The sequence below is a fragment of the Sphaerospermopsis aphanizomenoides BCCUSP55 genome (genome assembly GCF_001586785.1).
Classification (GTDB): Bacteria; Cyanobacteriota; Cyanobacteriia; order Cyanobacteriales; family Nostocaceae; genus Sphaerospermopsis_A; species Sphaerospermopsis_A aphanizomenoides_A.
Genome location: NZ_LUFH02000018.1, coordinates 51,363 through 64,376 on the forward strand (window position 1 = coordinate 51,363; position 13,014 = coordinate 64,376).

10 protein-coding genes and 1 pseudogene are annotated in these 13,014 nt (G+C 40.4%); 1 reads left to right on the forward strand and 10 read right to left on the reverse strand.

Annotation, left to right across the window (positions count from 1 at the left end):
- The first annotated feature begins 88 nt into the window (after positions 1-88).
- Entirely contained in the window at positions 89-1,165 is a 1,077-nt protein-coding gene (locus A0J48_RS06775; protein ID WP_200321525.1) for a PIN/TRAM domain-containing protein, read from the forward strand.
- 344 nt (positions 1,166-1,509) lie between these two features.
- Here the strand turns inward: A0J48_RS06775 and gloA2 are convergent, their stop codons facing one another.
- The 10 genes and pseudogenes from gloA2 to A0J48_RS06825 form a co-directional block, all read right to left on the reverse strand.
- A complete protein-coding gene (gene gloA2 / locus A0J48_RS06780) occupies positions 1,510-1,896 on the reverse strand; it encodes an SMU1112c/YaeR family gloxylase I-like metalloprotein (protein WP_200321527.1) in 387 nt (128 codons plus the stop codon).
- An 18-nt stretch (positions 1,897-1,914) separates the two neighbouring features.
- Positions 1,915-3,636 (reverse strand): sensor histidine kinase, encoded by a 1,722-nt coding sequence (locus A0J48_RS06785; protein ID WP_234300770.1) that lies wholly within the window; start codon positions 3,634-3,636, stop codon positions 1,915-1,917.
- The gene (locus tag A0J48_RS06790) at positions 3,633-4,670 is read right to left on the reverse strand and encodes an ABC transporter substrate-binding protein (protein WP_200321529.1); all 1,038 of its coding nucleotides are present in this window, start codon (positions 4,668-4,670) and stop codon (positions 3,633-3,635) included. The genes A0J48_RS06785 and A0J48_RS06790 overlap by 4 nt, the downstream gene beginning before the upstream one ends.
- Before the next feature lie 259 nt (positions 4,671-4,929).
- Positions 4,930-6,210, reverse strand: a complete 1,281-nt coding sequence (locus tag A0J48_RS06795) for a vWA domain-containing protein (RefSeq protein WP_200321531.1) — start codon at positions 6,208-6,210, stop codon at positions 4,930-4,932.
- Entirely contained in the window at positions 6,207-7,463 is a 1,257-nt protein-coding gene (locus A0J48_RS06800) for a vWA domain-containing protein (protein ID WP_200321533.1), read from the reverse strand. The genes A0J48_RS06795 and A0J48_RS06800 overlap by 4 nt, the downstream gene beginning before the upstream one ends.
- Positions 7,464-7,735: 272 nt before the next feature.
- On the reverse strand, positions 7,736-8,437 hold the full coding sequence (locus A0J48_RS06805) for a J domain-containing protein (RefSeq protein WP_200321535.1): 702 nt from the start codon (positions 8,435-8,437) through the stop codon (positions 7,736-7,738).
- A 154-nt stretch (positions 8,438-8,591) separates the two neighbouring features.
- On the reverse strand, positions 8,592-9,554 hold the full coding sequence (gene cysK, locus A0J48_RS06810) for a cysteine synthase A (RefSeq protein ID WP_200321537.1): 963 nt from the start codon (positions 9,552-9,554) through the stop codon (positions 8,592-8,594).
- 16 nt (positions 9,555-9,570) lie between these two features.
- Positions 9,571-10,008, reverse strand: a complete 438-nt coding sequence (locus A0J48_RS06815; RefSeq protein ID WP_200321539.1) for an RrF2 family transcriptional regulator — start codon at positions 10,006-10,008, stop codon at positions 9,571-9,573.
- Positions 10,009-10,300: 292 nt separating this feature from the next.
- The gene (locus A0J48_RS06820) at positions 10,301-11,992 is read right to left on the reverse strand and encodes an iron uptake porin (protein ID WP_200321541.1); all 1,692 of its coding nucleotides are present in this window, start codon (positions 11,990-11,992) and stop codon (positions 10,301-10,303) included.
- 864 nt (positions 11,993-12,856) lie between these two features.
- A pseudogene (locus A0J48_RS06825) lies at positions 12,857-13,014 on the reverse strand (photosystem II D2 protein (photosystem q(a) protein)); the annotation flags it as partial.

Consider the following 13,014-nt stretch of genomic DNA (forward strand, 5'->3'; position numbering starts at 1 on the left):
AGTCCATATTTCTTCATCAATCTAACCGTTGAAATAAAAAATACCTTACTCTATCGGGTAACTACAGTTGTAGGAAAACAACACTATCATGCTTGATGTCATTATCATTCTCTCATTTATTTTGGCAGCATCGGGAATAGGTTACTTCAGCACCGATCTACTCCCCCCTGGAACTCTCGATGGGGTAACAAACCTAGACGCATTGCGGTTAGTCGTTGCCGTCTTTGCTGCGATCATTGGCGGTGCAATTGGGCTAAGTTTCCAAACTACATACCGTCGCTTAGAAGCACAAGTCCGAGAAATGCCCCTCGAAGTTATTTTAACTCGTGCAATTGGTTTAGTAATTGGGCTGTTACTAGCCAACTTAATGTTAGCCCCGCTATTTTTACTACCCATACCCGCAGATTTTGGATTTATTAAACCTTTAGTGGCAGTTGTTGGTAGTATTATACTTGCTGTTACGGGCATGAATTTAGCAGATACTCATGGACGAGGTTTGCTACGCCTAATTAATCCCAACACTGTAGAAACAATGGTGGTGGAAGGAACTCTTAAACCAGCCAATACCAAGGTTTTAGATACTAGTTGCATTATTGATGGTCGCATTGAAACTTTACTAGAAACTGGGTTTTTGGAAGGGGTAATTATTGTTCCCCAGTTTATTTTACAAGAACTGCAACAGGTAGCTGATGCCAGTAAAGACCAAAAGCGGGTGAGAGGAAGACGAGGATTAGAAATCCTGAACCGGATTAGAGAAGCCTACCCAGACCGAATTTTGATCAACCCAGTAGATTATGACGATGTGACTACAGTTGATGCCAAATTGGTAAAATTTGCCCAAGAAATCAACGCTACTCTGTTAACTAATGACTACAATTTATCTAAAGTTGCTAGTGTACAGAAAGTACCAGTTTTGAATGTTAATGATTTGGTAAATGCAGTTCGTCCTTCTTATTTACCTGGTGATAATCTAGATTTGAAAATCCTCAAAGAAGGTAAAGAACCAAGTCAAGGAGTTGGCTATCTTGATGATGGAACTATGGTTGTGGTTGAGGAAGGAAGCAGCTATGTCGGTGGTGAACTGCGGGTAGTTGTCACCAGTGCTTTGCAAACCTCAGCAGGTAGAATGATTTTTGCTAAACCACAAGCTTCCGCCTTAGCGTGAGGGAAATGGTGCGGAAAATAGAATTAATCCTGAAAATCGGTGTAGGAAACTGCACCGATTTTGTATTTAGTCAGGACTGGGTGTAAGGGTGTAAGGGTGTAAGGGTGTGGGAGTTTTCCTGTTCTCGACCTTGATTTTTATATCACTTTATCCCTTTGTCCAAACCCTTAATTTTTCGTTTTTCTGCTTAAGTCTTATACAATTAAGCTTTGTAAAGTACTGACAAGATATCTATTGAGCAAACGTCGTAGTCACTATTCAGTTGATCATGTGTTTTTAAGTATAAATTATCATCACAACTTCTTGCAGAAAAAGGTTATTACTGCTGAATTATTACTGCTATTTTAAGTTTCGTAAATTTCTAACGGTAAATTATCTGGGTCTTTAAAAAAGGTAAATTTCTTGCCTGTAATTTCATCAATTCTAATATTTTCAACTTCGATTTGATGAGATTGTAAATAACTGACACACTCATCAATATCCTCAACTGCAAAAGCCAAATGTCTTAAACCACAAGCTTCAGGACTACTAAATCTTTGTGGAGGGTTCGGAAAAGAAAATAGCTCAATTTGGGTATTTGCATCCACTCGTAAATCTAATTTATAAGAATTTCTAGCAGCACGGAATGTTTCGTGAATAATCTCAAAACCTAAAACTTCTGTGTAAAATTTTTTAGAAATTTCGTAGTTAGAGCAAATAATTGCTATATGATGAACACCAGATATTTTCATATTTTTAGGATTTACTTTTCAATTTTTAACTTTTGATTTATTTTGATGAAGAGGAACTTTAATCACAAACTCAGTTCCTTTTCCTTGTGTAGAAAAACATTCTAAATTGCCTCCATGTTTTTCATTAATAATTTGATAACTAATTGACATTCCCATTCCTGAACCCTTACCAACTGGTTTAGTAGTGAAGAAGGGATTAAAAATTTGTTTTTGGATTTTCTCGGGTATTCCTGAGCCATTGTCAGCAATCACAATTTTTATCCACTTTTCATTAATAAATGAGGTACTAATAGTGATTGTCGGAACGAGGTTTTCTTGGCTGATTCTCTCTTCTAAGGCATCAATGGCATTACTAAGGATATTCATGAAGACCTGATTGAGTTGTCCAGCATAGCATTCTAATAAAGGTAATTTACCATAGTTTTTAATAACTTGAATAGCTGGACGTTTAGGTTGTTCTTTGAGACGATGTTGTAAAATCATTAAGGTACTATCCATACCTTCGTGAATATCCACGGTTTTAAAGTCGGCTTCATCCATCCGTGAGAAATTACGTAATGATAGTACAATCTGACGGATACGTTGAGTACCAACTTTTAAAGAACTGAGGATTTTTGGTAAATCTTCTTTAATATATTGGAGATCAATTTCATCACATCCAGCCTGAAATTCAGCATCAGAGAGTAGATGTTCTTGACATAGATAAATTAGCCACAGCAAATTGTGGATATGCTCCTCTAGTGGTTCAATATTACCGTAAATAAAGTTAACAGGATTGTTGATTTCATGGGCAACCCCAGCCACTAATTGTCCCAAACTTGACATCTTTTCACTTTGCACTAATTGGATTTGTGCTTGTTGTAATTCTATTAAAGTTTTTTCTAGTTGTTCAGATTTACTGCGTTCTCTGGCTTCACTTTCTCGCAATGTAGCTTCTACTTTTTGACGCTGAATAATTTCTGCTTTAAGTTGATTATATGCTTCTAGTTGTTCAAAAACTGTTTGAAATGTGGTAGCTAAAAATTGAATTTCATTGACAGGAATTTTTGCTGGCATAGAAAAATTTCCTGTTTTTTTACTATTGCTAACGGCTCTATTTAAACTATCTAGAGGCAGTAAAACATTTTTGCGAATTAGTATTCCCATCAACAGCAAAATCATGACTATTCCCACCAGTAATGTCAAAGTGGAAGCCAAGAAAGTTTTGCCTACTTCCATCTGTATTTGTCTCAAGTCTACGAATGCGATCGCTAAACCCCTTCTTCCTGAAGTTCCAAACAGTACGCTACTAAAAGGCAGGATTTGTACTAGTACAGGTTTGTTATACAATACCATCTCATGAGCAGTAGCAATACCTGTAATTTGCGCTTGTTTAATCGCTGGTAACATTTGTGGATGTTTATCTTTATATAAATTCAAGCTATTACCATGACTATCTGCCAAGATAACTCCATCTGGGTTAACGATCGCAATTTCCACCACAGTTGGTAAGGTAGCATAATTCTGGACAACTCGTCGTAAAATGTGACGTTGTTCTACTTCTAATAATCCTTCGGTAGCAAATTCAATAGATTGGGTAATAGATAAGGCGCGAGTGCGGACTTGTTTGTCTAGGTCTGAACGAATAAGTTGATAATTAATCCATAAAGTTCCCAAACCAACAGTAGCTAAAGATAGTCCGCAACTGAGGAGGAGTTGCTGCGATAAACTCCGTCTGCGTAACCAGGAAAAACTCTTCAAGCTTTCCACTCCTTAATAGCAGTATTAATCAATTCTTTATTGATTTCAATATCCTGACGTGGCAAGCGTCCTGCTCTTTTATCAGATTGAAGTAATTTGTTCATTTGCTCAAGTGCTTCCTGCAAGCGACTCTGGTCTTGAAACATCCGTTTTTGCATCGCTATGTCACCTTTTTTCAAGCCATTATAATCACTGGCAAAAGACTCAGGTAATTGATTTAACTGTTGAGCAACTGTGGCATAAACTTCTGTCGGTCGTGTTTCAACTGCATACATTACGTCTAACCAAGCTGATAAAAACTGGATGAGTTCTGCTTTTTTAGATTGGATGTTTCTTTTACTAGTTAATAAAGTATCAATTACTAAGCTATCCACTTCTTTTGTTGTATAGATAATATTTCCCTGTGCTTTCTTAGCGGTTTCACCTAGTAGTGGTTGCCAAATCACGGCAGCATCAAGTTTTTTTTGAACCATCAATTTAGCTGCTGTTTCATTAGCTATATCTTCTATTTGTACATCACTCGGTAATATTTTGTGCTGATTTAGAGCTTCCAATAAAATTAAATGGTTAACCGTACCCAATTTCGCTCCCACTAGTTTGCCTTTCAAATCTTTGACTGTTTTAATTGGAGCTTGGGCAACAATACCATCAGATCCAGAGGAAATATTGGTAACTAATACAATCACAGGTTTATCGTCTCCTGGATCAACCTGTACTGCATCCCATAAAGCCACAAAAGCTGCATCTAGTGAACCCCGCATAACTGCTCTGGCAGAGTCCTGCTGATTTTCAAACCGAACCAACTCTACATCTAAACCCCGACGATTGAAGATGTTGGTAGCTTGAGCATAAAGAACAATATCAAAACCTGGCCAAGTGGTAATGCCAATTTTTAATGGTTGCAGTTGGGAGTTAGGAATAACATAGCAACCATGCAATATTAAACTCAAACAGAAAGTTAAACAGAACAGGAAACCAAGCCATTGCTTTACCCGTTCTCTAGTATGTGAATAGAAAATATCTCTACGTATCATATCTATTGGGTGTGGTAATGGGTCATATAATGTCCGAGTAATTAGTGATAATTCCCGTATCTGTGCGACAAATCTTCTACTCTATTTCCCCCTGCTGCCTCAATGATCAGTTTTAAACTCGACACGATATTATTTATTGTTCCCAAAAAATTATTGGATATTAAAATCGCCCAATATTTCCTTTGAACTTAATCGCTCCAGGAAATATCAGGCGGCTAATAACATAATTGCTTCCGCGTTAGCTTGCTGGTGGAACAGGTCAATCTCGTAAAATGGTCTTTGATACAATCCTAGTTTTTTTGCGGTCTGCTTCCGAGAGTTCTTCACCAGCTTGCAGACGAGTAGCATTGGTTTGCAGCACTGTTGCTGCATTAGTATCACCAATTTGTAAGGCAGTTTTGGCAGCAGTTTGTAGCATAGTTACTGCACCAGTGCGATCGCCCTGTTCCAATTTTGCCTCTGCTACCTGAGTTTGGCGATACTTGGCTAATACTAAAATTGACTGTATCACCTGTGGGTTTAGGGCTGGTTGGTAAGCTTTAGTCACATTGGCATAAATAGGCACAAGGGGAGAAAGTAACCCTTCTTGGTTAATCGCCGGGTCATCATAGCGAATTTGGATATGTCCAATGACTTGTTCACCTTCTGGCAACTGTCCCAGATAAATATTGGCCAAAACTACCCGTTCTGCATTTTTCATCAAGTCTCCCAACCGGACAATAAAGCTACCACTGGCTTCTGTGTCCACCGATAACTCAATGGTTTCTGGGGCTACTTGGGCAATGGGTTTGAGTTCTGCTAACCGCACACCAGGAACTAAAGATAGCAACAGGTGAGCATTGGTTAAGCCTACAGACTGGATGCGCTTAAACAAACGACTAAATTGTTCTACAGCTTGTTTTGGCTGTTCAATATAAGCCAGAGTACCACCACCAGCATCGGCAATTTTTTCCAGCAAATCCTGATTCCAGTCATTGCCAAAACCGAAAGTGTTGAGGGTCAGATTTACTCTAGTAGCTTTTTGTGCCAGTTCTAGACAACGTTTATCGTCATTGGGGCCAATTTGCCACTTCCAAATTTTCAACCCGTCGTTACCATGGCCATCTGTCAGTAGAAATGCTTGGGAAACAGCACCTTTTGTTCCTTTGAGTAATTCTGTAATCCCCAAAGATAACCCTTCAGCAATGATTGTGCCACCACCAGCCTTAAGCTTTTTGTGCAATTGGGTTTTGATGCTTTCCGGGTCTTGGACGATTTGGTTGGGGATAATGACCTCAGCAGTACCCGCAAAAGCAATAATTGAGATCCTGTCTCCTGGCTTGAGTTGATCCAATAATTGTTCGACTGCCTGAATCACTATGTTCATGGGTTCTCCGTGCATAGAACCGCTTTTATCCAGAATCAGGCATAAATTTAGGGGTAAACTGGGATCAAGCTCATCAGCAACGGACGAAATGGAAATTGCTAGTTGACGTTGGTTATTTAATTGAGCCGCGTCAACGTTAGTATCGTTTAGTGCCGATATTAATTGAACTTTCATTTAGGAGGAGCATCCTGCAACACAGTTTTTGAGACAATCCTGGTTTTTTTGCGATCGCTTTCGGATAACTCTTCCCCGGCTTGTAAGCGAGTGGCAGAAGTCTGTAAGACAGTGGCAGCACTAGCATCTCCCATTTGCAAAGCCGTTTTTGCTGCCGTTTGTAGCATGGTTGCCGCCCCAGCGCGATCACCCTGTTGTAATTTTGCTTCGGCTAACTGGGTTTGGCGATATTTGGCTAAAGCTAAAATCGACTGTTGCACCTGGGGATTAGAACTTGGTTGGTAAATGCGCTCCACATTCGCATAAACTGGCATATTCAGGGAAAATAACCCAGTTTGGTTTTGGGCGGGGTCATCGTAGCGGACTTGCACATTAGCGATCGCCTGTTTACCTTCTGGCAACTGTCCCAAATAAATATTAGCCAATATCACTCGTTCCACGTCTTTCATTAAATCTCCCAACCTGACCGCAAACCGACCATCTGCTTCTGGTTGTACTGGTAACTCAATCGTGTCCGGCGCGACTTGGGCAATAGGTTTGAGTTCTGCTAAACGCACATTTGGCAACAGTGAAAATAGCAGATAAGCATTGGTCAATCCCACTGTTTGCATTCTACTAAACAAGCGATTGAACTTATCAACTGCCTGATCAGGCTGTTCAATATGAGACAAATTACCCAACCCGGCATCGGCTATTTTTTCCAAAATATCCTGATTCCAATTGTCACCAAACCCCAACGTATTTAAAGTCAAATTATATCCGGCTGCTAATTGGGCAAATTTCAAACAGCGATTGTTATCACCATGTTCATTTTCCCCATCGGTAAGTAAAAATGCCTGGGAAATGGTTTCTTTTTTGCCCTTGGCTAACTCCTCAATCCCCAACCGTAAACCTTCATCAATCGCCGTTCCTCCATCCGCAGTCAGACGATTAATTTGCTGTTTAATGTATTCTCGATCTGAAATTACCTGATTAGGCACCAAAACCTTAGCGCGGTGGTCAAAAACGACTATACTCAATCGATCTTCGGAACTGAGTTTATCAACCAGCAAAGAAGCTGCTTTTTTCACGGTTTCCAGCGAGCGACCATTCATCGAACCGCTATGATCTAAAATTAAACATAAATTTAGTGGCGCACTGCGGTCTAGAGTTTCGCCAATGGCCGAAATAGAAACTGCTAACTGACGTTGACTGCTTGGTTGATTCGCGTCTACATTAGTATCATTGAGAGTAGGCTGCAAGTTAACCTTCATAAGCTAATTTTCCTATCGAAGATGTCTATATTGTTGATAGTTACTAAAAATATAGTCAAATATTTCCAGCTTGATAAGGTTGACACCTTAAAGGGCTAACTACAAGCCTCACTCCGCAAATTTCTATCAAAGATAGAGTCATCAACTAATTTTCTTCAGATTTTCCCTACACCCTACACCCTACAACTTGTTCTGTTTTCAAGGTGTTTGTCACCCCCAGCTACTTAGACTAAGTATTTTGTCATTGAAATCAAGTGAATAAATTATCGTTCTTATGGATTAACCGATTCTTGTGCTTCACAATGTAACCGCGTAGCAATGCGGAACATTTCTTGACCTGTGTGTAAATAACGGTCATCATAATTTAAAGGAAAGTATGCCAATTCTTCCAAACCATCCCCAACTTGACTCAGACTATAGTAAAGATGAGCAGCAGCCCTAGCTAAACTAGGAGGATTTGGTAAAGACCTAAATGTAGTTTGTGCTATTTTTAAATCTTCTCGACAGGCTTTTAAATACTCTTGAAATTGGTCTATTAATTCATCATCAAAAGGATCAGCCGCTAGTTCCTCAATTTGCTCTTCTAAGGAATTAAGAATAACACATAGTAAGCGATTGACTGGTTTATAAACTAAGCGTAACCATTCTTCAACTTTTTCATCAGCATCTTTTCCAGCTTGTCTTTTTCCGTGGTATGGTTTTCGCTCCGATGCTGTTTTTTGTTGGCGAAAATTATGATACTTTTGGTTATTATCCTGTTTATTACGTAGTTCTTCATCATAGTTGAGGCGACTTTGGGTGTCACTCAAAACTTCATAGGCGGCATTAATACGAATAATTTCCTGATGATCTGCGGTTTCTTGATGACTGTCAGGATGAAAAATTTTCACCAAGCGGCGATAAGCTTGTTTAATCTCGGCTTGGCTGGCATGATGACTAATTTTCAGGGTTTCGTAGTGGTTGGAATCAGACATGATCCGTGATCAGGTGACAGGTAAACAGGTGATAGGAGGCAAAAGGCAAGAGGCAAAAGAAAGATAATATTTCTTTTCTACTTCTGTGTTCTCCACACCCCACACCCCACACCCTACACCCTGCCTCAAGAGATAACTTTGTGATCTAATGAACTTAGCTAATCCCAGTTACTGACTTTGCTTCTAAGTCCTGGAACAATGGTGTACTCAAATATCTTTCACCAAAACTCGGTTGAATCATGACGATTAAACGTCCCTGATTTTCTGGACGTTGGGCAACCCGAATAGCCGCGCACAAAGCAGCACCGCTGGAAATTCCAGATAATAAACCTTCTTCTCTGGCTAATCTGCGACTGTAGGCGATCGCTTCTTCATCACTGACAGCAATCACTTCATCAATCAATTCTACTTTCAACACTTGGGGAATAAAACCTGCCCCAATGCCTTGAATTCTGTGGGGTCCTGGTTTGCCTCCAGATAATACAGGACTATTAGCTGGTTCTACAGCGATCGCTTGAAAACCTGGCTTCTTAGCTTTAATCACTTCAGCTACACCAGTAATTGTACCACCTGTACCCACACCCGCCACAATCATATCTACTTTGCCATCAGTATCTTCCCAAATTTCCGCTGCTGTAGTTTCCCGATGGATTTTGGCATTAGCTGGGTTGCGGAACTGTTGCAACATATACGCATGAGGTGTTGTCTCCACTATTTCCTGCGCCCTGCGAATTGCCCCACTCATTCCCTCAATACCAAGAGTCAGTTCCAATTCCGCCCCATAAGCCCGCAACATCGCCCGACGTTCCGAACTCATTGTTTCTGGCATCGTCAATATTAATTTATACCCCTTAGCTGCTGCTGTCATTGCCAAAGCAATTCCTGTATTTCCCGATGTTGGCTCTACTAATACAGTCTTACCAGGAGTAATTAATCCTTCACGTTCGGCATCATTAATCATACTCACCCCGATGCGGTCTTTTACCGATGCCGAAGGGTTCATACTTTCTAGTTTCACCAAAATTTCTGCCACACAGCCTTCCTGTTGGGGAATACGGCTCAACTGCACTAGGGGAGTCCGACCAACCACTTCTGTAATATTCCGAGCAATTCTCATAATGTTTTTTAATCCTTTAAATGTAGTACATGATATCTAACTGCCGCCGTGAATCTCGTTTTTCACACAGATCCTGAAGCGAATGTTTCTGTAAAACTGCATTGGCCGCTTGACGAGCTTCTTGCCAAATCTCATCTACAATTGCACTGTCTATATTTTTGGGGTTGCTATCTTCTTCACTGGTCTTGATATCAAACCCTTCTAAACATTCCAAAATATCAAAAACACTAATTTTCCAAGGTTCTCGCGCTAACAGATAACCGCCTTTTGAACCACGCTGACTCTTAACTATACCCCCACGCCTCAATGTAGCTAATAGCTGTTCTAAATAGCGGTCAGGTATATTTTGTTGGGCGGCAATTTGTCGAATTTGCATCGGTTCGCCGCTTTCGTAATGAGTTGCCATCTCTAATAACGCTAAAATTGCGTATTCAGATTTACAGGATAGTTCCACAAGCAGCAATTTAAGAATAAAGGATTATGGATGAAGGATCATTGTAAGAATTCAGGAGTCAGGAGTCAGAATTTTTGAGAAATCGGTAAATTATTAAATAGTCTTCAAAAGCTGACCTCTTAAGTCTGATAGCTGAATACTTACGGATCATTTATAAATTCATCATTCATACTTTTTCTAGTATACTCCGGTTTACCACTGGGGTTTGTACTTTTTTTCTACTAACAACAAAAAACCCCGCTATTAAGCGGGGTGAAATGATTTTAAAACTTTCTAACAGATTATCAACGTGCTAGAAAGTGAAAGTTGTTCTGAGAGTACCGATAAAGGTATCTTCACTGTTATTATCCTGTCCAGTGGAGGGCAACCAAATCACACCAGGAGTAACGGAAATATTATCGGAGACGCGATACTTATAGAAACCTTCCACTTGGTAAGGAGTGTCACCACCACTAGCTCCATTGTTAAAGGAATAAGGTTGAGCGCCACCAAAAATACCCAATACGTTACCTTTCTTACCGAAGTCAGGTAATGCTACACCCATTCCATAAGTCCACGCTTCATAATCATCACCAGCGCCGAAGCCTATGACATCATGGTAAGAAACAAAACCACTGATGGAGATTTTGTCGCTAGGTTTGAAAGCAGCGGAAATACCATAGGAGTTGCTGGAAGAGGCATTTACAGCACTGAGATTGTTTGCTGCCAAAGTACCTGTAATAGCAGAACCACCATCAATTCCTGAGTCAAACAGGGTACTACCTGAACCGTGATAACCATGTACATAGGTAGCAGCTAAGGCAATGCGATTACCAACATTGAAGTTTAACTGACCTAAAGCAGCATAGTTACCATCGAACAGGCCAGCGCCAAAAGCAGGGCTTTCAGCCTCAGAAGCCAAGTAACCTAAAGTTAATGAACTTGGCTTGAGGATACCACCTGGTTTACCAAAGGGTACATTAATAGCGATACCAGAACCACCACCAATCCGATAAATGGGGTTTTCAGAACTAAAGGTGCTTAAGGCACCGTTACCACCATCAGTTTTATCGAAGAAGTAGGGGTTGTTAACAGCAGCGTAATGGCTGTGTTGACCACCTGTAGCTGCTATGTAGACCTGTGCTGGACCTACAGGAGCCTCATAAGTCAGTTTGTCAATTTCAACACTGTTAGCACCAGTGCTACCAACTTCAAAGGTTTGGTTAGCTTCTCCACTCTGGGGATCGGTTCCAAAACCTGTAGCATTACCAGCAGTCAAGCGGGTGTTTAACATATCTCTACCGGTAAAGCTGCTTTGCAAGTTCAAACGAACTCGATCTTGAAAAACAGTCTTACCAGGAATGTCACCATTAAAAGCATCAGTGACAGCAAAAATAGCTTCACCTTGCAATTTGGTGGTAGTAGAGAACTGGTTAGCTTCTAACTCAGCAGTCCGAGCTTCCAAAGCATCTACACGACCACGTAAAGTTGCTAGTTCAGCAGAAAATTCTTCTTGTAACCGTTGTAAAGTTGCTAAATCTTGTTTTGTTACCAAATCAGCAGTTGCTGTGGCAATCAATTCATTAACTCTATCCAAACAAGCATTTAAACCAGCCGCAAATTCATAACGAGTCAACGCCCGGTTACCGCGATATGTACCGTTGGGATAACCAGCAATACAACCATAACGCTCAACTAAGGACTGTAACGCTTGGAACGCCCAATCGGTAGGTTGAACGTCAGAGAACTGAGAAACTGATGTTACTTGAGACTGTAAATTTTGACCTTCGTTGCTGTAGCGTTGAACTTGCGCTAAAACCCCAGAATTTGCGGGTACTTGAGCTAATACTTCAGGCTGTTGGACAACCGCAGCTGCCGCTTGTGTTTCTACTGTTGATACTTCAGTGGTGGTATTGGGACTGGCGAGCGCCGTTCCTGAAACTAACAACGTCGCGCCCAAAACTGCGGGGCTAACCACCAGGGATTTCCACAAGAGATTAGACATCTTTTCTTTGCTCCTCACACCGTATACAGATAAATGTTCTCGCCTTACCTACTCTCAGAAATGCGATATCTTGCTAAAACCTGTGGACTAGGCATGACTGCCACTACTACAATTTTAGTTTTTACAAAGCTAATAACTGATTAACAAATCGTTAAAATTTTATGCAATTAACTTATGTAAAAGCTGCCACACTATAGTTTCATATTATATATGATGTTTTTTCAATTATCAAGATCAGAGTATGGGATTAAATTACTGTAGGGTGTAGGGTGTAGGGGAAGAAGAGACCTGGAGAAAATTAATTCAAAATTCAAAAGCTCTTGCCTTTTGCCTCTTGCCTTCTTTCTAGCACCTGTCACCTGCTATATCTTAATCAAGAGTCCAAAAATTACCCATAAAAAACTATCCGCCCTAAGTTAGATCAGTTGATCTAATTTAGGGCGGTCTAGCGGGTCTTCAGGTTGCAACCAGACTGCCGGAAGGAACTCCGATTTTCAGCCTAGCTAATTGAGCTAACTTAGTATCTCAAGATAACTAAGGCTAACTTTTAGAGAACAGCCCCGGCACACAGCCGGCTAACTGCAACCTGATGACCCATGGTCATACTACTTTCTATCATGGGCATCACCTCCTTGTTGCCTAAACGGTCTTAGTTTCAAAAAGGCAGAGTGAAAAACTCTGGGCTTGTAACCTTGAATTACTATAACACAACAATTTGAAAAAGGAGTGCAGAAGTTCAGAATTCAGTAGTTCAGAATATTATTTGAGTAACCTTGCTTACAGACACTTTCATCTATCGGTACATTACTATTTTCTATTCTGTAACTTCTGTAACTCTTGTAACTTCTGTAACTCCTTGATTAATTAGAGAGCGTTACCACGTGGTAATACTTCTTCAGGGAATACAAATTGTTCGTGGGGTTGGTCTTGAGGAGCCATCCAAGCGCGGATACCCTCGTTCAGCAAAATGTTTTTGGTATAGAATGTTTCAAACTCTGGGTCTTCTGCTGCCCGTAATTCTT